Origin of the sequence: Streptomyces sp. A0958 (genome assembly GCF_004795035.1) — a bacterium.
Taxonomy (GTDB): domain Bacteria; phylum Actinomycetota; class Actinomycetes; order Streptomycetales; family Streptomycetaceae; genus Streptomyces.
Genome location: NZ_SSBK01000058.1, coordinates 1 through 19,976 on the forward strand (window position 1 = coordinate 1; position 19,976 = coordinate 19,976).

Genomic DNA, 19,976 nt, shown 5'->3' on the forward strand with positions numbered 1-19,976 from the left:
GAAGTGCCTTGCTGATCGTGCGTGCTGGAAGCCTGAAGAACTCCCATCATCGCAGGTCACAAGGCACTTTCTCGTTCCAAGAAAAGTTATCCACAGGCATCGATTCGGCGGATCAAGGCTTAGGGTCTGCCGATCATTAACCTGTCGCTTTGATCTTGCTGTCGGAGCTGCTGCTTTGGGCGGCCACTCGGGCTCGGAGGGCTGTCAGGGGGGTCGGTGGGGTGATGGCCGGTGAGATGGGTGATGCCCTGTGCTTCAAGCAGTTTCCTGGTCTTCAGCAGGGTGCGGTGCATTGCGGTGCGGCTGCTGTTGAACAGAACGGCAAAAGGTTCTGCGGCCAGGTTGACGCGCAGGTGGAGCACGGTGGCCAGGACCTGGTCGGCGAAGGTGAGCCGGGGCGGGCGGCCGCGCCGGGTGTCTCCTGCCGGTGCCAGGGTGTGGATGAGGTGCTGCAACTGGTGCGGGGCCAGGCCGGTCAGTTCGGGTCGGACAGGAGGGCTGGGCTCCACGGCGGTGTCGGTGGCCGGCCGTTGCGGGCTGCAGGGACGGCCGGGCTCGGCTGGGGGTGCAGGGCGTAGTTCCACTCGCCGTGGCAGGTGTGCCGGGTCAGCGGCAAGGCCGCCATCTCCGCGTCGCCGACACCGACGCCGGTGGGGTAGGTGTTGGTGTCCGGCTCGGCCTTCACCCGCAGTCCGGTACGAGTGGTGGTCGCGGCGATCGACTCGAGGACGACTTCGGGGCTGGTCATCGGGCGACCACGCCAGTTCATCGTGATGTGGGAGAAGAGCCGGTGCTCGATCTTGTTCCACTTCGACGTGCCCGGCGGCAGGTGGCAGACCGTGATGACCAGCCCGGTTTCCGCGGCCAGGCGGGCGAGGTGGAGTTTCCAGGCCCGGGTGCGATAGCCGTTGGAGCCGCCCGCATCGGCAGTCATCAGCAGCCGGGAAGCTTGCGGGTAGTCGGCCCGGCCCTGACCGTGCCACCAGCGGCGGATCGACTCCACCGCGAACGCGGCGGTGTCGTGGTCGGTGCCGACATTGACCCAGCCGGTGTTGGCCGCCAGGTCGTAGATGCCATAGGGGATGGCCTTGCCCAGCAGCGGATCGGCGAAGTCGTGGACACGGACCGGCACCGGATCGCCCGTGGGCCGCCAGGAACGGCCATGGTTGTGGAAGTCGCCGACCAATTCCTTCTTCTTGGTGTCCACGCTGATCACCGGCTGGCCGGCATCCCGGTGATCACGTGCCTGCTCGTTGAGATACCGGAACTGGGCATCCCGGTCGGCATGCCGACTGCCCTCGAGCGTCTTGGCATTGGCCTGGAGGCGGAACCCCTCCTGCCGCAGCAGACCGGCGACGGTGTCCGCACCGACCCGGTGACCCTGACGGGTCAGCTCGGCCGCCAGCGTGCGGGTCGACTTCGTCGTCCACCGCAATGGGGACATCGGATCGCCACGCTCGTCCGGCTCGACCAGGCTCAGCAGGGCACCCCGCAGTCCAGGGTCGAGGTCCGCGACGCGTTTGCGTCCGCCGCCCGGCCGCCGCACCCGCCCGGTCAGGAACTGGCCTGTCTCCAGGTCGGACATGCCCTTGCGGACCGTTGTCCCGCTCACCCCGGCCGCCCGTGCCACGGCCCGAATGCCGCCATGGCCCAGTCCTCGGGCCTCCGCGGCCATCAGCAGCCGCCGCTGTCGTTCGTCCAGGTGCGGGAACAACACCACGAACTTCACGGCAACTCGATCACGAGTCTCGTCCGGGATGCGCATACGACACCAACGAGCCCCAGCTCTGAAAGCAACACCTTGATGATCGGCAGACCCTTAGCGCTGCTCGGCCTTGGCCGCGGCGTCGATCGCGGCGAGGGAGCGGCGGGCCTGGTTTCGGTCGGTCGTGTACCAGAAGCCGGGGAGCGAGGCCCGCAGATAGCTGCCGTAGCGGGCGTTGGCGAGGCGCGGGTCGAGCACCGCGACGACGCCCTTGTCCCCCGTGGCCCGTACGAGACGGCCGGCGCCCTGGGCCATCAGCAGTGCGGCGTGCGTGGCCGCCACCGCCATGAAGCCGTTGCCACCGGCCTCCTCGACCGCCTTCTGGCGCGCGCTCATCAACGGGTCGTCGGGCCGGGGGAACGGGATGCGGTCCATGACCACCAGCTGACAGCTCGGCCCGGGGACGTCCACACCCTGCCACAGCGAGAGCGTGCCGAAGAGGCAGGTCTCCGGGTCGGCCGCGAAGTTCTTGATCAGCTCGCCCAGGGTCTCCTCGCCCTGGAGCAGGATCGGCTTGTCCAGCCGGCCCCGCAGCTCCTCGGCGGCGGCCTTGGCCCCCCGCATGGAGGAGAACAGCCCGAGCGTGCGCCCGCCGGCCGCTTCGACCAGCTCGGCGAGCTCATCGAGCATGTCCGTACGGGAGCCCTCCCGACCCGGGGTCGCCAGATGCCGGGCGACGTACAGGATGCCCTGCTTCGGGTAGTCGAACGGCGAGCCGACGTCGAGGCCCTTCCACTGCGGGACGTCGTCGCCCGCGGTGCCCTCCGGGGCGAGCCCGAGGGAGGCGCCCACGCCGTTGAAGTCGCCGCCGAGCTTGAGCGTGGCCGAGGTGAGGACGACGGAGCGCTCGGTGAAGAGCTTCTCGCGCAGCAGCCCGGAGACGGAGAGCGGGGCGACGCGCACGGACGCGCCGAACCGGTCGTTCCGCTCGTACCAGACGACGTCGTACTCGGACCCCTGCGTAATGCGTTCGGCGACGGCGTGGATGGACTCGACCGAGGCCAGCGCCTGCTTGCGGACCGCGTCCTCGTCCTGGACGGACTTGTCCCGGGTCGAGCCGATCGCGGAGATCACCGTGCGCGCGGCGTCCCGCAGGGCCATCAGCGCGTATCCCAGGTCCTCGGGGACCTCCTCCAGACGACCGGGGAGCGCCAGCTCCATCACCCGCTCGAAGCCCTCGGACGCGGTCTGCAGCGCGTCGGCCGCCTTCTCGTTGACCAGCTTCGCGGCGCGGCGCACCGCCCGGTTCACCTGGCCCGGGGTCAGCTCGCCGGTGGCCACACCGGTGACCCGGGAGACCAGCTCATGGGCCTCGTCCACGATCAGCACCTCGTGCTGCGGGAGCACCGGGGCGCCCTCGATGGCGTCGATGGCCAGGAGGGCGTGGTTGGTGACGACCACATCGGCGAGCTTGGCCCGCTCCCTGGCCTGCTCCGCGAAGCACTCCGCCCCGTAGGCGCACTTACTGGCGCCGAGGCACTCCCGGGACGAGACGGAGATCTGCGCCCAGGCCCGGTCGGAGACGCCGGGGGTGAGGTCGTCCCGGTCGCCCGTCTCCGTCTCGTCGGCCCAGTCCCGCATGCGCAGGAGGTCCTGGCCGAGCTTGCTGGACGGCGCCGCCGCCTCGAACTGGTCGAACAGCCCCTCTTCCTCCTCCTGCGGCACGCCTTCGTGCAGGCGGTGCAGGCAGAGGTAGTTCGACCGGCCCTTGAGCATGGCGAACTGGGGGCGGCGGCGCAGCAGCGGATGCAGCGCGTCCACCGTGCGCGGCAGGTCGCGCTCGACGAGCTGGCGCTGGAGGGCCAGGGTGGCCGTGGCCACGACGACGCGCTCGCCGTGCGCCAGGGCCGGCACCAGGTAGCCGAGCGATTTGCCCGTCCCCGTGCCGGCCTGGACGAGCAGGTGGGATTGGTCGTCTACCGCCTCGGCGACGGCGGCGGCCATGGCGGCCTGGCCGGGCCTCTCCGTGCCGCCGACGGCGGTCACGGCGGCGTGCAGGAGCTCGGGGAGGGATGGCTTCGTCATAGCCCGGCCAGCCTACGGGGCTCCAGTGACAACGACGGTCACTCCCGGCCTCACGCCGAGACGTGGAGCGGGTTGGCCACGGAGCCGTGGACCGCCGCGTGCGGGCGTTGGGGCCGGTCGCGGTAGCCGTCGAGATGCAGACGGTTGCGGTTCAGGCAGAGGCGCTCGATCCGCGGAGTCAGCATGTCGAACATCTCGAACCGCTCCTTCAGCTCGGGGAACCTGGCGTGGTGGCGCAGGATCTCCGCCCGGACGAGTGACCAGAATTCGTCCTCGGGGACACCGAGCTGTTCCTCGCAGAGCGGGGAGAGGAAGCGGAAGACCCCGGTGAAGAGTCCGGAGTGGATGAACTGGGTGAGGAAGGCGGGTTCCTCGGTCAGCAGGATGCGGCGCACGTCCGGCGGCATGGTGTCGTGCTCGGGCAGCGGCTGCGCGCTGACGTTGACGTCGTCGACGAAGTCCTTGATCGCGAGGCGTACGGGCACGTCCTGGTCGTCGAAGACCACGATCGCGTTCTCGCCGTGCGGGGAGAAGACGGTGCCGTAGCGGTAGAGGAAGTGCAGCAGCGGCGGCAGCAGCGCGGCGAAGAGCCGGGAGAGCCAGACGGTGGGCGTCAGCCCGGAGCGGGCGACCAGCTCCGCGGTGAACGCGCGCCCCCGCGGGTCGGTGTGCAGCAGCGAGGCGAGCGTGCGGGCCCGCTCCCCCGGCGCCAGACGCGGCAGCAGGGGCTCGCGCCAGATCGCCCCCAGGATCTCCTTGAACTGGTACGGCGTCTCGGGGAGGTGGTCGTACAGCGGGTGCTCGACCGTGACCGAGGCGACCTCTCCGAGCAGGATGACGCCGCAGGTGTCCCGCAGGAACGGATCGTTGTCGCGCAGCCCCAGCACCCAGCCCGTGACGGCGGGCGCGGCGATGGTCCGCTCGGTCGGCAGGCCGCGCCAGACCAGGGTGTTGAGGATCGACAGCGGGAGCTTGACCGTGTGCCGGTCGGGCCGCGCGACGTTGGCGAAGGTACGGATGGACTGCTGCGGCAGTCGCACGTCCGGGTCGGCGGCCAGGGGCACGATGTCACCGGCGGCGATGGCCGGGGCGAACAGCGGCATGATCCACTCGTCCCACTGCCAGGGGTGGACGGGCAGGTAGTGGTAGGCGTCCGGGTCGAGGCCGCGGGCGCTCAGGGCGTCGGCGAAGGACGCGCGGACGTCGGCGTCCAGCTCCTGTGCGTAGAGCCGCCCGGGGGTGGCCAGCGCGCCCACGCCCCGGTAGGCGGCGATCCGGTGGGAGACGGCGAGCCACGGCAGCCTGACCGGCGTACGGGCCTCAGGGGTGTAGCGGGAGGCGTCGGTGGCGGAGAAGCCGAGGCGGCCCTTGTTGGCGACGATCCAGGGGTGGCCGGTCTGGTGGCCTTCGAGTTCCGCGTAGCCGAGGTCGGCCAGCTCGGCGGCGGTGAGCGCGGTGTGGTCGAGGCGGGCGTCCGCGGTGAGCGTCGTGGTCAGCTCGCGGACGAGGTGGCCGAGGGTGGCACCGTCGAGCCCGAGGAGGCGGCGGGCCCGGGCGAGGAATTGCAGCGGGTCGCGGAAGGGGACGGTGTCCGCGGTCTCGGGGCCGGAGTCCTGCGTCGCGGCGCCGTCCGTCGCGCGGATCGATTCCGGGTCCACGCGCCAGCTGCCGTACACCCCGCGCCGTGCGGTGAAGATCAGGCTGCCGCCGTCGTCCAGCCCGAGGGTGTAGGTGGTGGTGCCGGGGGTTCGCACAGCCGGCTCGATGACTTCCTCGTAGGCGAACTCACCGAGCATCTTCGCGAGCATCCGGGCGGCGGCCCGGTCCCAGGCCGTCCGGTTCAGCTCCGGTGTACTGAGCAGCGCGGGCGGCTCCGTTGCGTCGTGGTGCGCAGGGTATTTCGGCACGGGGACTCCTCGGGATGGAACCGATGGGGTTCGAGCGGTGCGGACGGGTCGGGGAAGTGTTCATGGGCGGGCGCGGTGGGCTCGGTCGCGGACCATCAGCCCGGCCCGCTTCTCCGGGAGGTCGACCTCGGCGGAGAAGCGGAATCCGGCGCTCAGGAACGCGGAGACGGATGGGACGTTGCGGAGGTCGGGCTCGGCCACGATCCGGGTGCAGAGCGGAAGGTTGTCGAGCACGAGACCGGCCACGGCGCGCAGCAGCGTCGTGCCGGTGCCTCGGCCGCGATGCCCTTCGGCGATGAGGAGGTGGACCCCCGTGTCGTGCGGCCGGGCGGGGTAGTGGCGGGCCAGTGGGTCGAGGTCGGCCCGGTAGATCTCCCAGTAGCTCATCGGCGTACCCGACAGCATCCCGAGGCAGGGGATGCTGCGGCCGTCGCCGTCGAGCTGGGCGGCGAGGTGCCCGGCCGTGACGCTCTCGTCGCCGGCGAGCTCCCAGAAGGCCGCGACCACGGGGTCGTTCATCCAGCGGCTGATCAGCGCGAGATCGCGCTCGGGGCGGACGGGGACGAGCTGGAACAGCCCGGCCGGTGTGGTGACGGGCTGCCAGTCCGCCGGCCGGCCGAGGGGTTCGTGCGGGATGTCGCCGTGCCGGGGCGTGGGTGCCTCCTCCTGGAAGAGCGCGCGGAGTTCAGCGGTGATCCGCAGCTCAAGTGTGTCCTCGGCGCCCGTGTCCGCCCGGGGGGCGAGACGGGTGTGCGCATCAGGGGGAGGCACAGGCGGGGCGCTCCTTACTCAGCCGTGCAGGGGGTTGGTGATGGTGACGTAGACGGATTGGGTGTCCACGGGGCCGACGAGTTCGTCGAGTCCGTGCAGGCGGGTCAGCATGTTGGCCTTGCAGCGCAGGCGCGGGGTTTCGAGCAGGTGGGCGGGGAGTGGTGAGCCCAGGTCGCCCGCTGACTTCAGGAACCGCCGGAAGGCGTCGAGGAGCATCTGTTCGTCGGCGAGGCCCTGGGCGCCGAATGCCCCGATCAGTCCGAATACGTTGTTGATGCCGAGGTAGTACGCGAAGCGTTCGTCGGTGACGGCGTCGGAGACGAAGGTGTCGCTGACCGCTCCGATGCCGGGGAGCCGGTGTTCGAGTGCGGAGCGGTGCGATTCGCGGAAGTAGTAGCCCTGATTGTCACGGTAACGGCCGCCGGCGGGCCAGCCGTCGGCGTCGAGCAGGACCAGGGTGTTCTGCTGATGTGCTTCGAGCGCGACACCGGCGTGGGCGTCGAGCCAGAGCACCGGCTGCACGACGCGGTCGAGGTAGCGCAGGAACCACTCGGCGGCCACCGCGGTCGTGGTCCGTCCCGTGACGGCGGCGAGGCGGTGGACGACGTCGGCGAGGCGGGAGTGCAGGCGCGTCCGGCCCGGCCAGGGGCGCGGCGCGGTGAGCCCGGCGATGCAGACCGCGTCGTCGTACCGGTCGAAGGGGTTGTGGCGCAGCATGACGTCGAGGCCGTGCGCGGGCGTGCCGTCCGGGGTGTCGACCGCGAGCCAGGCGGGGTCGCGCACGATGTCGAAGCCGGGGTGCTCCGCGTGCCACTGGCGGGCGAGTCCGGTGCGCAGCAGCCGGTGGACCTCCACGCCCCGGTGGAGCTCCTTGCGGAGGTTCTCCCGGCGGGAGTTGGTGATGCGTACGCCGAGGGAGAGCTTCAGCATCAGGTCGGTGCCCGGCCGGTGGACGGTGCGCACCGAGGAGGTGGGGTGCCAGTGCGCGCCGTAGGGGCCGAGGTCGTGCAGGAGGCCGGAGTCGATGAGGGCGGCGACTTCGGGCCTGCTCCGCAGTTCGCGGGCCTGCCAGGGGTGGAGGGGGATGAGCGTGGTGTGTTCGGGGAAGGGCAGGCCCGGGGCGTGCCGGGTGACGAGCTGCGCGGCGGACACCGGGCGGCCCTGGTCCGTCCAGGCGGAGTCGGTGGCCAGCACGGAGCGGTCGGCGGCCATCCAGTGGAGCGGGAAGGAGCCGTGCAACTCGGGTGAGTAGAGCCGTGTCTCGGCGTCGGTCAGCCCTTCCCTGCTCTTGGGCGAGGGATGCAGCGGGTGGCCGAGCAGGAGTGACTGCTCCGCGGTGAGGAAGAGGTCCGCCTCGTCGGGGGCGCCCGGCCGGCTGCGCCGCGCCGCGATGAACGCGGCGGTGCGCCGTACGGAGTCGGCGACCCGGGCGACCATGTCGGCGCCCTCGTTGTGGTCGGCCTCCCGGCCGAGCAGGGCGGCCACGGTGACGGCGTCGGCGGTGGGCGCGCCGACGGGTGCCCGTTCCAGGGCGGGCGGCCCGAAGCGGTGCCAGCCCGTGGCGGACCAGTGGAGGACGGGGACGAGCAGGGCGGTGCCGCTCGCGGGGAGCGGGATGCGCAGGGTCTCCCCCGCCGGAGGGGGCAGGTCGCTCTCGCGGACCCAGCAGCGCAACAGGTTCTCGATGCCCGCAGCGTCGGCGGCGCGGAGCGGATCGGGATGGTCCAGGGGGTCGGCGGCCGGGGCCGGGTCGTCCGGGTGTGCGGCGGCCGGGGTCGGGGAAGCGGGCCTCGACGCGTGCCACAGTTCGTGCGGTGTTTCCTTCTGGCGCGGCACGGTCGTCGCCTCGACGGCGAGCTGACCGGGGGCCGCGGCCTCGGGGAGGTGGCTGGTGGGAGGGCCGTCGGCCTCGGGCGCGGGGGTGGGGTTCACGGCGGTCTTCCTGTGCTGGTGTCCGTGGTCAGCGGATCGATCCGGTCGGCGTCCGTCGGTGCGGTGAGCGCTCCGCGGCTGCCAGGGCATCGGCAAGGCGGTCGATGACCGCGGTTGCCTGTTCGTCGGTGATCGTGAGGGGCGGGAGCAGACGTACGACGGTGGAGTGCCGGCCGCCGAGTTCGACGATGAGGCCGCGGCGCAGGCATTCCTGCTGGACGGCGACGGCGAGGACCGGGTCGGGCGGCGCCTCGGTGTCGGTGCCCGACGGCCGGGTCTCGGGGTCGACGACTTCCACGCCGATCATCAGGCCCCGCCCCCGGACGTCGCCGATGCACGGGTGGTCGGCGGCGAGTGACCGGAGGCTCGCCAGCATCCGGTCGCCGAGGACCCCGGCCCGTTCCGCGAGCCCGTTCTCCCGGACGTGGGCGAGGGTGGCGGTGCCCGCCGCCATGGCCAGCTGGTTGCCGCGGAAGGTGCCTGCGTGGGCGCCGGGCTGCCAGGTGTCGAGCTCTGAGCGGTAGACGATCACGGCGAGCGGGAGGGAACCGCCGATGGCCTTGGACAGCACCATCACATCGGGCACGATCCCGCTGTGCTCGACGGCCCAGAAGGCGCCGGTCCGGCCGACGCCGGTCTGGACCTCGTCCGCGATCAGCGGGATGGAGCGGTCCTCGGTGATCTCCCGCATCCGGCGCATCCAGCCGTCGGGCGCGGGGTTGACCCCGCCCTCGCCCTGGACGGGTTCGAGAATCATCCCGGCGGGTGCGGGCGTCCCGCTCTTGGGGTCGTCCAGCAGGCTCTCGGTCCAGCGCGCGGCGGTCCGCGCCCCGGCCTCGCCGCCGATCCCGAAGGGGCAGCGGTAGTCCTGCGGGAAGGGCAGCCTGGTCACCCGTACGTCCCCGGCGCCGCCGGACGCGGCGAGGGCGCCCGCCGTCATGCCGTGGTAGGCGCCGGTGAAGGCCAGCAGTCCGCTGCGGCCGGTGGCGGCGCGGACCAGTTTGAACGCCGCCTCGACCGCGTCCGTACCGGCCGGTCCGCAGAACTGGATGCGGGCGTCGTCGGCGAACCGTGCGGGAAGGGTGGCGAACAGCTCCGTGGTGAAGGCGTCCTTGACGGGTGTCGCCAGGTCCAGCACGTGCAGCGGGGCGCCCGAGTCGATGACCTTCTTGATCGCCTCCAGGACGACCGGGTGGTTGTGGCCGAGCGCCAACGTCCCCGCTCCGGACAGGCAGTCGAGATACCGCCGCCCGTCCGCGCCCTCGATGGTCAGCCCCCGGGCCCGCACCGGCACGATCGGCAGCGACCTGGCGTAGGTGCGGGCGGCCGATTCACGCAGTGACTGGCGGTGCAGGATGCCTTCGTGGGCGGCAAGGGATGGTGCCGGAGCTGGTTCGGTCACGGCCACGACTCTTGATCCTCCCGCTGTAACAGTTGCGTTGCACGTCAGTACGATTCCGCAAGGACGGCCTGCGAGGGTGAACGCTGTCTCCGTGCCCCCCGTACGTACCAACGACGAAGGGGGCGGAGGATCACGGGTAAATCCGAAGATCCTTGCGGAGCGCAACCCTGCCGCGTACCGTCCGCGGCGCCACCGGCATAGTGGGGGCCGCGCCGGGGCTCCGGGACACCTCCCGAAGGCCGCGGTGCTCCTTGCCCGTTCGGCGCGCTCCGCGGTGCGCCGTGCACAAGTGCAGTACAGAAGCGTTGAGTTACGAAGTCCCAGGGGGATCAGCAGATGCGTCTCGTTCGACCAGGAAACACCGCACGCCGCAGGGGAAGTGCCCGCCTCACCTCCTCCCCGGTGCTCGCCACCGCCGCGGTCGCCGCCGTCCTCGCGCTCACGGCCACCGCCTGCGGGCCGACCGACGACGACGCGGGCTCCGAACCGAGCAGCAGCTCCGCCGGTCAGACGTCGGACAACAAGATCGCCATCCCGGACGAGTTGAAGGACCGGCTCAAGGAACACGGGATCGATCTGGACCAGTGGAAGAACGGCGAGTGGAAGAACTGGGACAAGGACAAGTGGCTGCGTGAGGCCAAGGACTACATCAACCCGATCATCGCGGGCCTCTGGGACCCGGACCGCATGCGGGACGCCGACAAGGCCCCCGAGAAGCCGGTCGACAACGACATCTCGGGCGACGAGGGCGTGACGGACCCGACGCCCGCGCCGGTCCAGGCCGTGGGCGTTAAGACGCCGTACCACGACAACGCCGCCGAGTCCGGGAAGCTGTTCTTCGACGGCCCCGAGGGCTCGATGGTCTGCTCGGCGACCGTGGTGAAGGACCCGGCGCACCCGGGCAAGTCCAACATGGTGTGGACCGCGGGCCACTGTGTGCACGCGGGCAAGAAGGGCGGCTGGTACCGCAACATCGCCTTCGTCCCCTCGTACAACGACAGCGGTCTGTCGACGGCCGAGCTGCGCGACAACCCGCCCAAGGAGAAGGTCGCCCCGTACGGCATCTGGTGGGGCAGCTGGGCGCAGACCTCGCAGCAGTGGATCGACCAGGGCGCGTCGGTCGGCGGCCTGGGCGCCCCGTACGACTTCGCCGTGCTGCACGTCACGCCGGAGGAGGGTTCGGACGGCAAGTCCCTGGAGGAGACGGTCGGTTCGGCTCTGCCGGTCGAGTTCAACGCCCCGGCCGTGCCGAAGATCGCCGACATGACGGCGACCGGCTTCCCGGCGGCGGCCCCGTACGACGGCCAGAAGCTGTTCCAGTGCAAGGACAAGCCGGGCCGTCTCTCGCTGGCCCAGAGCGACCCGACGATGTACCGCATCGGCTGCACGATGACCGGCGGTTCCTCCGGCGGCGGCTGGGTCGCCGCCGGCCAGGACGGCAAGCCCGCGCTGGTCTCGAACACCTCCATCGGCCCGGTGACGGCCGGCTGGCTGGCCGGACCGCGCCTCGGCAAGGAGGCCAAGGGCATCTACGACTCGGTCAGCAAGAAGTACGCGGACAAGTAGCGGCAGGACCGCGCCCGCCGGGCGCACACGGCCGGAGGCCCGTTCCCTCGCGAGGGAACGGGCCTCCGGTTGTTCCGGTGCGGCTCGGTCAGTGCACCGCGGGGACGAACGCCGCGAGCTCCGAGGCCAGCTCCTCGTGCACCCGCGCCTTGAGCAGTGTGCCCTCCGACGTGTGCTCCTCGGAGATCACCTCGCCCTCGGCGTGCACCCGGGAGACGAGTCCGCCCTGGGTGTACGGCACGAGCGCCTCGATCTCGGCCGACGGGCGGGGCAGCTCGGCGTCGATCAGCGCGAGCAGCTCGTCGATCCCGGCGCCGGTGCGCGCCGACACCGCGATGGCGTGCTTCTCGTTGCGCAGGAGGCGCTGGAGCACCAGCGGGTCCGCCGCGTCCGCCTTGTTGACCACGACGACCTCCGGCACGTCCGTCGCGCCGACCTCGCGGATCACCTCGCGGACCGCGGCGAGCTGCTCCTCCGGGACCGGGTGCGAGCCGTCCACCACGTGCAGGATGAGATCGGACTCGCCGACCTCCTCCATGGTGGAGCGGAACGCCTCGACGAGGTGGTGCGGCAGATGCCGTACGAACCCGACGGTGTCGGCGAGCGTGTAGACCCGGCCGCCCGGCGTCTCGGCCCGGCGCACGGTCGGGTCGAGGGTGGCGAACAGGGCGTTCTCCACGAGCACGCCCGCGCCGGTCAGGCGGTTGAGCAGCGAGGACTTGCCCGCGTTGGTGTAACCGGCGATGGCGACCGACGGCACCTTGTTGCGCCGACGCTCCTGGCGCTTGAGGTCGCGGCCGGTCTTCATCTCCGCGATCTCCCGGCGCATCTTCGCCATCTTCTCGCGGATACGGCGCCGGTCGGTCTCGATCTTGGTCTCACCGGGACCGCGGGTCGCCATGCCGCCGCCGCTGGAACCGCCGCCGCCCATCTGACGGGACAACGACTGACCCCAGCCGCGCAGCCTCGGCAGCATGTACTGCATCTGCGCCAGGGAGACCTGCGCCTTGCCCTCTCGGGACTTGGCGTGCTGGGCGAAGATGTCCAGGATCAGGGCGGTCCGGTCGACCACCTTGACCTTGACGACGTCTTCGAGGTGGATCAGCTGGCCGGGACTGAGCTCACCGTCGCAGACGACGGTGTCGGCCCCGGTTTCGAGGACCATGTCGCGCAGCTCCAGCGCCTTGCCGGAACCGATGTACGTGGCCGGGTCGGGCTTGTCGCGGCGCTGGAAGACGGCGTCGAGCACCAGGGCTCCCGCCGTCTCGGCGAGCGCCGCCAGCTCGGCGAGCGAGGTCTCAGCGTCCTGCACGGTGCCCGAGGTCCAGACACCGACGAGCACCACGCGCTCCAGGCGCAGCTGCCGGTACTCGACCTCGGTGACGTCCTCGAGCTCGGTGGAGAGTCCGGCCACGCGCCGCAGGGCGGCACGCTCCGAGCGGTCCAGCTGGTCGCCGTCCCGCGCTCCGTCGATCTCGTGGCTCCAGGCGACGTCCTCTTCCATCAGGGCGTCGGCCCGCAGGCCCTCGGTGAGGCTCTCGGTCGCGTTCTCCGTGGCACTCGGCGCGTTCTGCGCGTCCTGGGGAAGGGAAGAAGAGGAGGTCATTGGATCCTTACGTCGATAGGAGTGGTTGCATCAGTCACAACGCGTGACCTCTGCGGAAGATTCCCGCACGGGACAACCTCCGCTCCGGCCGCCGCGGCGACCCGTCGATAGTGGCACGGTCCGTGCGGGCCGTCACCGGGTTTACCGCTGCCCCTGTTTCGCCGCCGGTGCCGTGCTGTGCCAGTCGGGGTGCCCCGGCATGGGCGGCGTCTTCGCCCCGTACAGCCAGCCGTCGAAGAACGCGGTCAGGTCGCGCCCGGCCACCTGTGAGGCGAGCCGGACGAAGTCGGCCGTGGTGGCGTTGGAGTCGCGGTGCTTGCGCACCCAGAGCCGCTCCAGCCTCTGGAAGGCGTCCTGGCCGATCTCCTGGCGCAGGGCGTACAGGACGAGCGCGCTGCCGTCGTAGACCACCGGCCGGAACAGGCTGATCTTCTCGCCGGGGGCCGGCGCGTCGGGCCGGGCGGGCGGGCCTCCGGCGGCGCGCCAGGTGTCCGACCAGGTGTAGGCGTTCCGCATGCGCTCCTCCAGCGGCTTGCCGGCGTGGTCCTCGGCGTACCGCGCCTCGTACCAGCTGGCGTGTCCCTCGTTCAGCCAGAGGTCGGACCAGGCCTGCGGGGAGACGCTGTCGCCGAACCACTGGTGGGCCATCTCGTGGACCAGGACCGAGTCGACGTACCACTCGGGGAAGTGGGGGTCGGTGAACAGGCGCCGCTCGAAGAGGGAGAGGGTCTGGGTCTCCAGCTCGAATCCGGTATCGGTGTCGGCGATCAGCACCCCGTAGTTCTCGAAGGGGTACCGGCCGACCTGCTGTTCCATCCAGGCCAGCTGGCCTGGGGTCTTCCTCAGCCAGGGTTCGAGGCGGTCCCGGTCGGCCGCCGGTACGACGTCGCGCACCGGCAGTCCGTGCGGCCCGGTCCGCCGCACCACGGCCGACCGGCCGATGCTGACCTGGGCGAGTTCGGTGGCCATGGGGTGTTCGGTGCGGTAGGTCCAGGTGGTGCTGTCCCCGTGCCGGCTGCGGCCGGCGGGCAGGCCGTTGGCCACCACCGTCAGATCGCGCGGGGCGGTGACGCGGAAGGTGAAGTACGCCTTGTCGGCGGGGTGGTCGTTGCTCGGGAAGACCCGGTGTCCGGCGTCCGCCTGGTTGGCCATGGCGAGCCCGTCGGCGGTGCGTACCCAGCCGCCGCTGTCCCGTTCGCCGGAGGGGTCGCTGGTGTGGCGGACGGTGATGCGCAGGGGGACGCCGGCCGGAATCCGGCCCGCCGGCCGCACGATCAGGTCCTCGTCCGCGACCTCGAACCCGGCGCGCAGGCCGTTGACGGTGACGGACTGGACGGTGCCCCGCGTGAAGTCGAGGTTGATCCGCTCCAGCGGCTCGGTCGTCCGTGCGTCGATGGTGGTGACGGCGGACAGCGGCTCGTTGTTGTGGCCGTTGTAGGTGAGGCCGATGTCGTAGGCGAGTACGTCGTACCCGGGGTTGCCGAGGTGCGGGAAGAGCGGGTCACCGATGCCGAGGGGCACCGGGGCGGGCAGGGTGGCGGCGACGAGAGCGGCCGATGCGGTGGCCAGCAGAGCGGCCCGCAGGCGGCGGGAGAGGAACGGCATGGACTACGGCTATCAGCGCGCCCCCGCCGGCAGGGGGCGGCGCGCGCCGCGCCACCCGAATGAGAGCTGCGGCCGGGCCCGGCGCACGCGGGTGCGTGGCTCGGTCAGAGCGCTCCGGCCGGGTGCTGGGCGCGCGAGACGTCGTACACGCCGGGCACCTCGCGCATGGCGCGCATCAGCGCGGGCAGCCCCGCCGCGTCCGGCAGCCGCAGCGTGTAGGTGTGCCGTACGCGCTGTTCGCTCGGGGGCTCCACGGTGGCGGAGATGACCGCCGCGTCCGCGCCGGCGATCGCCTCGGTGAGGTCGGCCAGCAGCCGGGGCCGACCGAAGGACTCCGCGACCAGCGTCACCCGGCACGCCTGCTCGTCGCCCCAGCTCACCGCGACCGGCGCCCGGCCGACGGCCTCCATCCGGGCCACCGCCGGACACCGCAGCCGGTGCACGGTGACGGCGGCGCCGCCGCGCACGGTGAAGCCGGTGACCTCGTCGGGAGGTACGGGGGTGCAGCAGCCGGCGAGCCGTACCTGGGCGTCCTGCTGCTCGACCACGGCGCTCGCGGTGCGGGCCCTGCGGGCCCCGGGCTCGACGGGCGGGGCGGGCTGCGGGTCGCGGCCCGCCGGCGCGCCCGGCTGTCCGGCCTCCGCCCCCTGGGGGTGGGCGTCGAGCCAGCCGGTGATGGCGATGCGGGCTGCGGGCGTACGTGCGTGGTCCAGCCAGTCGGGCGAGGGGCCGGACCCGGCGTCCTCGGCGAGCAGCGGCTGCACGGTGTCGCCGTCCTTCAGCACGGTGCTGAGCGTGGCCAGCCGGCCGTTCACCCGGGCGCCGATGCAGGTGTGTGCCGCGTCGCCGTGCTGGGCGTAGGCCGCGTCGACGCAGCTGGCTCCGGCGGGCAGGCCGAGGGTGCCGCCGTCCGTGCGGAAGACGGTGATCTCGCGGTCCTGGGCGAGGTCGGCGCGCAGGGAGGTCCAGAAGGTGTCGGGGTCGGATGCGGACTGCTGCCACTGGAGGAGCCGGGAGAGCCAGCCGGGGCGGGTGGGGTCGGCCCGTTCACCGTCGGGGCCTTCGCCATGGGGGCTCTCGCCGTCTGGGCTCTCGCCGCCGGCCTGTTCGGCGGTCTGTGCGGTGCCGTCCGCCACGTACGGATTGCCGAGCGCGATGACGCCGGCCTCGGCGACCTTGTGCATCCGGTGGGTGCGGATGAGGACCTCGGCGACCTCGCCGTCCGGGCCCACCACCGCGGTGTGCAGCGACTGGTAGAGGTTGAACTTGGGGGCGGCGATGAAGTCCTTGAACTCGGAGATCACCGGCGTGAAACAGGTGTGCAGTTCACCGAGGACGGCGTAGCAGTCGGCGTCCTCTGCGACGAGCACCAGGACCCGCCCGAAGTCGCTGCCGCGCAGTTCGCCGCGTTTGATGCGGACCCGGTGGACGGAGACGAAGTGGCGGGGCCTGACGAGGACCTCGGAGGAGATACCGGCCTCCCGCAGCACCGAGGCGACGTTGCCCGCGGTGGCGTTCAGGGGATCGGGCCCGTCCGCCGCGGCGGCGATCACGGCGCTGGTGCGGGCGTACTCCTCTGGGTGGAGGATGGCGAAGACCAGGTCCTCCAGCTCGGTCTTGAGCGCCTGGACGCCGAGCCGTTCCGCGAGGGGGATCAGCACGTCGCGGGTGACGTGGGCGATCCTGGCCTGTTTCTCGGGGCGCATCACGCCGAGGGTGCGCATGTTGTGCAGCCGGTCGGCGAGTTTGATCGACATGACGCGGACGTCGTCCCCGGTGGCGACCAGCATCTTGCGGAAGGTCTCGGGTTCGGCGGCGGCCCCGTAGTCGACCTTTTCGAGTTTGGTGACGCCGTCGACGAGGTAGCAGACCTCCTCACCGAACTCCTCCCGCACCTGATCGAGGGTCACCTCGGTGTCCTCGACGGTGTCGTGGAGGAGGGAGGCGGTCAGCGTGGTGGTCTCGGCGCCGAGCTGGGCGAGGATGAGGGTGACCGCGAGGGGGTGGGTGATGTAGGGCTCGCCGCTCTTGCGCATCTGCCCCCGGTGCGAGGTCTCGGCGAGGAGATAGGCGCGCTGCAGGACGGCGAGGTCGGCGTCGGGGTGGTGGGCGCGGTGCGCCTCGGCGACGTGCGCGAGGGCGTCGGGGAGGCGGTCGCGGGAGACCGGGCCGAGCACGGCGGCCCTGCCGAGCCTGCGGAGGTCGATCCGGGGACGGCCCCGCCTGCGGATGGGAGCACCTGGGTTGGTGGCCTCTGCACTCATGGGGCACCTCCGGCGACGTCGACCGGCGGTGGGGAGGTGCGGTCGCGCCTCCGGGCCGGTGCTTGATGCTACCGAGCCCACCACGTGGCGGAGTCCGGCTCTCGCCCAGCGTGAAACGGATCACCCATTCGAGCGAAGCGTTACCCGTTCAGCGTTTCGAGCCAGGCCGGATCGATCTTGCCCTCGGCGACGATGACGGCCGGTCCGGTCATCTCGATCTCGCCGTCCGGGTGCTCGGTGATGACGAGGCTGCCGCCGGGCAGGTCGACGGTGTACGTGACCGGCTCGCCGGTCGCCGCCGGGTCCGCCGCGTCCCGGCGGGCCGCCGCGACGGCCACCGCGCAGGCGCCGGTGCCGCAGGAGCGGGTCTCGCCGGAGCCGCGCTCGTGGACCCTCATCGCGACGTGGCGGGGGCCGCGGTCCACGACGAATTCGATGTTGACCCCGTCGGGGTAGACGGCGGCCGGGGCGAAGGACGGCTCGGTGAGCAGGTCACCGGCGTGCGCCAGGTCCTCGACGAAGGCCACCGCGTGCGGGTTGCCCATGTTGACGTTGCGGGCCTCCCAGTCGCGGCCGCCGACGGTGACGGTGACGCCCTCGGCGGGGAGCAGGGCGCGGCCCATGGAGACGGTGATGTCGCCGTTCTTGGCGAGGTGGACCTGCTTCACGCCGCCGCGGGTGGCGACCGCGAGGTCGCCCTCCTTCACGAGGCCGGCGCGCTGGAGGTAGTGCGCGAAGACCCGCACGCCGTTGCCGCACATCTCGGCGACGGACCCGTCGGCGTTGCGGTAGTCCATGAACCACTCGGCGTCCTGCGCCATGGCCCGCGCCTCGGGGTGCGCGGCACTGCGCACGACGTGCAGCAGGCCGTCGCCGCCGATGCCCGCCCGGCGGTCGCAGAGGCGGGCGACGACGGAGGCGGGCAGGGCGACGGCGTTGTCCGGGTCGGGAACGATCACGAAGTCGTTCTCGGTGCCGTGGCCCTTGAGGAAGGCGATCTGCGAGGTGGTCACGGGACAACTGTACGAGGCGGCGCCGACAGCGCCGGGAACCGGCCCGCCGTACGGAGGGCCGCCCGGGCCCGCGGGGCCGGGCCCGTCAGCGCAGTCGCGCCACGCGCCAGACGGCGAGCGCGACCAGTACGGCGCAGACCCCGGCGTAGAGCGCGACCACGCGCCAGTCGGGGCGCTGGGAGGAGCCGCGGGACGGCAGTCCGGGCCAGGTGTGCCCGACGCGGCGGGCGGCCATCATGGACCAGCCGGCGGCGCAGCAGCTGATCAGCAGGCCCAGCATGGCGACGACCGCGCCACCGTCGCCGAACTCGAAGGCGAGGGGGAAGGCGAACATCAGCGAGCCCACCGCGGCGAGCATGACGATGGGTGCGAGCTGCCAGATGCGCAGCCGTCGGGCGGGACGCAGCTCGACCTCGACCTCGGGGGTCACGTCGAGCTCGTCGGGCCCGTCCGGGCTGAGGCTCCCTGCCTCGTGCTGCGTGTCCGCTGCGTCTTGTTCCGTGTCGCGAGGGCCGGCCTCCATCGCCACGCGCCCTCCCAACTCGGACTCCAGTCGATCGATGCTCGATGATGGCACGACCGGGGTCGCCGAAATGACGGGCGGAGCGTCCCGATGCCATCACGTGATCAGGCTGTAACCGCCCGTTCGACCAACGCCAGCGCCTGGCCCGGGAGTTCCCCGCGGTGCTCCGCGGCGCCGCTCAGCCACTGGACGCGCGGGTCGCGGCGGAACCAGGAGTCCTGGCGGCGCGCGAAGCGCTTGGTGGCGCGCACGGTCTCGGCGCGCGCCTGACCCTCGGTGCACTCCCCGGTGAGCGAGGTGAGGACCTGCTGGTAGCCGAGCGCGCGGGAGGCGGTACGCCCTTCGCGCAGCCCCTGGGCCTCCAGGGCGCGCACCTCGTCCACGAGTCCCGCCTCCCACATGCGGTCGACGCGCAGGGCGATGCGCTCGTCGAGTTCGGGGCGGGCCACGTCGACGCCGATCTGGACGGCGTCGTAGACCGCGTCGTCGCCGGGGAGGTTCGCGGTGAAGGGCTTGCCGGTGATCTCGATGACCTCCAGGGCGCGGACGATGCGGCGGCCGTTGCTCGGCAGGATCGCGCGGCCGGCCTCGGGGTCGGCGGCGGCGAGCCGCGCGTGCAGTGCCCCGGAGCCGTGTTCGGCCAGCTCCGCCTCCAGCACGGCCCGGACGCCGGGGTCCGTGCCGGGGAACTCCAGCGCGTCGATCGCGCCCTTCACGTACAGGCCGGAGCCGCCCACCAGGACGGGGGTGCGGCCCTCGGCGAGCAGCCGGTCGATCTCGGCGCGGGCGAGGCGCTGGTATTCGGCGACGCTGGCGGTCTCGGTGACGTCCCAGATGTCGAGCAGCCGGTGCGGGACGCCTTCGCGCTCGGCGAGCGCCAGCTTGGCGGTGCCGATGTCCATGCCCCGGTAGAGCTGCATGGAGTCGGCGTTGATCACTTCGCCGTCGAGCCGCTGGGCGAGGTGCACCCCCAGATCGGACTTTCCTGCTGCGGTGGGACCGACGACGGCGATGACCCGCGGTGCGGGAGCTGAGCTTGTCACCGGCACAGTCTCTCCCAAACCGGCGGCCCGGGTCTCGAATGAGGGAAGCTCGGACGGGGAAGGTGACGCGGCAGTGCGGTCTTCCCCGTACAGTGGTTGTACATATGGGTTATTTCTCACAGTTCCCGAGCGGAGAAGGTGTCCGATGGGCTTCATGGACAGTGTGAAGGCGAAGCTGGCCCCGGCGAAGGACAAGGTCAGCGACCTCGCGCAGCAGCACGGGGACAAGATCGACCAGGGTCTCGAGAAGGCCGCGCGGACGGTGGACGAGAAGACCAAGGGCAAGTACAGCGACAAGATCGTGACGGGCACTCAGAAGGCCAAGGACGCGGTGGAGAAGCTGTCGAACAAGGACGGCAACGCCACGCCGCCCCCGGCTGCCTGAGAGCGGTCCGGCAGCACACGTGAGGGGGCCCGGAGCGATTGTGACGCTGTTGGTTAATTCGGGCCCTGTTGCTTCGCCCCGCCGACTTGGTCGGCGGGGCGAAGTGCTGCGAAGTGGCTGGTTCGGGTGCGGGCCCGGGGCGTGTCGGTGAGGTGGGCGTCGATGCGGG

14 protein-coding genes and 1 pseudogene are annotated in these 19,976 nt (G+C 71.8%); 2 read left to right on the top strand and 13 right to left on the bottom strand.

Annotated elements, in window-relative coordinates:
* Positions 1-119: 119 nt before the first annotated feature.
* The 7 genes and pseudogenes from E6P78_RS33755 to E6P78_RS31150 all read right to left on the bottom strand — a co-directional run bounded on the left by E6P78_RS33755 (position 120) and on the right by E6P78_RS31150 (position 9,808).
* Entirely contained in the window at positions 120-509 is a 390-nt protein-coding gene (locus E6P78_RS33755; RefSeq protein WP_240799447.1) for a transposase family protein, read from the bottom strand.
* Positions 510-541: 32 nt separating this feature from the next.
* Positions 542-1,765 (bottom strand): annotated as a pseudogene (locus E6P78_RS31125) (ISAzo13 family transposase); the annotation flags it as partial.
* Between the two features lie 54 nt (positions 1,766-1,819).
* Positions 1,820-3,790, bottom strand: coding sequence for an ATP-dependent DNA helicase (locus tag E6P78_RS31130; RefSeq protein ID WP_136206975.1), 1,971 nt, complete (start codon positions 3,788-3,790; stop codon positions 1,820-1,822).
* Between the two features lie 50 nt (positions 3,791-3,840).
* Positions 3,841-5,697, bottom strand: coding sequence for an IucA/IucC family siderophore biosynthesis protein (locus E6P78_RS31135; protein WP_136206976.1), 1,857 nt, complete (start codon positions 5,695-5,697; stop codon positions 3,841-3,843).
* A 60-nt stretch (positions 5,698-5,757) separates the two neighbouring features.
* Entirely contained in the window at positions 5,758-6,468 is a 711-nt protein-coding gene (locus E6P78_RS31140) for a GNAT family N-acetyltransferase (RefSeq protein ID WP_136206977.1), read from the bottom strand.
* 18 nt (positions 6,469-6,486) lie between these two features.
* Positions 6,487-8,400, bottom strand: a complete 1,914-nt coding sequence (locus E6P78_RS31145) for an IucA/IucC family protein (RefSeq protein ID WP_136206978.1) — start codon at positions 8,398-8,400, stop codon at positions 6,487-6,489.
* A 28-nt stretch (positions 8,401-8,428) separates the two neighbouring features.
* On the bottom strand, positions 8,429-9,808 hold the full coding sequence (locus tag E6P78_RS31150; RefSeq protein WP_136206979.1) for a diaminobutyrate--2-oxoglutarate transaminase family protein: 1,380 nt from the start codon (positions 9,806-9,808) through the stop codon (positions 8,429-8,431).
* A 330-nt stretch (positions 9,809-10,138) separates the two neighbouring features.
* Here E6P78_RS31150 and E6P78_RS31155 point away from each other — a divergent pair, with 330 nt between their 5' ends.
* Entirely contained in the window at positions 10,139-11,368 is a 1,230-nt protein-coding gene (locus E6P78_RS31155; protein WP_240799446.1) for a hypothetical protein, read from the top strand.
* An 88-nt stretch (positions 11,369-11,456) separates the two neighbouring features.
* On the opposite strand, the gene hflX is transcribed toward E6P78_RS31155, so the two are convergent.
* From hflX to miaA, 6 genes are all read right to left on the bottom strand, one after another.
* Positions 11,457-12,974: a GTPase HflX gene (gene hflX / locus E6P78_RS31160; RefSeq protein ID WP_136206980.1), complete on the bottom strand. Its 1,518-nt coding sequence runs from the start codon at positions 12,972-12,974 to the stop codon at positions 11,457-11,459.
* A gap of 141 nt (positions 12,975-13,115) precedes the next feature.
* A complete protein-coding gene (locus tag E6P78_RS31165; protein WP_136206981.1) occupies positions 13,116-14,579 on the bottom strand; it encodes a M1 family metallopeptidase in 1,464 nt (487 codons plus the stop codon).
* A 104-nt stretch (positions 14,580-14,683) separates the two neighbouring features.
* Positions 14,684-16,843 (bottom strand): HD domain-containing protein, encoded by a 2,160-nt coding sequence (locus E6P78_RS31170; protein ID WP_136206982.1) that lies wholly within the window; start codon positions 16,841-16,843, stop codon positions 14,684-14,686.
* Between the two features lie 140 nt (positions 16,844-16,983).
* Positions 16,984-17,856 (bottom strand): diaminopimelate epimerase, encoded by an 873-nt coding sequence (gene dapF, locus E6P78_RS31175; protein WP_136206983.1) that lies wholly within the window; start codon positions 17,854-17,856, stop codon positions 16,984-16,986.
* A gap of 85 nt (positions 17,857-17,941) precedes the next feature.
* On the bottom strand, positions 17,942-18,379 hold the full coding sequence (locus E6P78_RS31180) for a hypothetical protein (RefSeq protein ID WP_136206987.1): 438 nt from the start codon (positions 18,377-18,379) through the stop codon (positions 17,942-17,944).
* A gap of 104 nt (positions 18,380-18,483) precedes the next feature.
* Positions 18,484-19,422, bottom strand: a complete 939-nt coding sequence (miaA, locus tag E6P78_RS31185; RefSeq protein ID WP_136206984.1) for a tRNA (adenosine(37)-N6)-dimethylallyltransferase MiaA — start codon at positions 19,420-19,422, stop codon at positions 18,484-18,486.
* 145 nt (positions 19,423-19,567) lie between these two features.
* Here miaA and E6P78_RS31190 point away from each other — a divergent pair, with 145 nt between their 5' ends.
* On the top strand, positions 19,568-19,807 hold the full coding sequence (locus E6P78_RS31190; RefSeq protein ID WP_136206985.1) for an antitoxin: 240 nt from the start codon (positions 19,568-19,570) through the stop codon (positions 19,805-19,807).
* The last annotated feature ends 169 nt before the right edge of the window (positions 19,808-19,976 follow it).

Excerpts from the sequence above, each read along its gene's own strand:
- E6P78_RS31130 (WP_136206975.1), bottom strand. The coding sequence starts at position 3,790 with ATGACGAAGCCATCCCTCCCCGAGCTCCTGCACGCCGCCGTGACCGCC.
- E6P78_RS31155 (WP_240799446.1), top strand. The coding sequence starts at position 10,139 with ATGCGTCTCGTTCGACCAGGAAACACCGCACGCCGCAGGGGAAGTGCC.
- hflX (WP_136206980.1), bottom strand. The coding sequence starts at position 12,974 with ATGACCTCCTCTTCTTCCCTTCCCCAGGACGCGCAGAACGCGCCGAGT.
- E6P78_RS31165 (WP_136206981.1), bottom strand. The coding sequence starts at position 14,579 with ATGCCGTTCCTCTCCCGCCGCCTGCGGGCCGCTCTGCTGGCCACCGCA.
- E6P78_RS31170 (WP_136206982.1), bottom strand. The coding sequence starts at position 16,843 with ATGAGTGCAGAGGCCACCAACCCAGGTGCTCCCATCCGCAGGCGGGGC.
- E6P78_RS31180 (WP_136206987.1), bottom strand. The coding sequence starts at position 18,379 with ATGGAGGCCGGCCCTCGCGACACGGAACAAGACGCAGCGGACACGCAG.
- E6P78_RS31190 (WP_136206985.1), top strand. The coding sequence starts at position 19,568 with ATGGGCTTCATGGACAGTGTGAAGGCGAAGCTGGCCCCGGCGAAGGAC.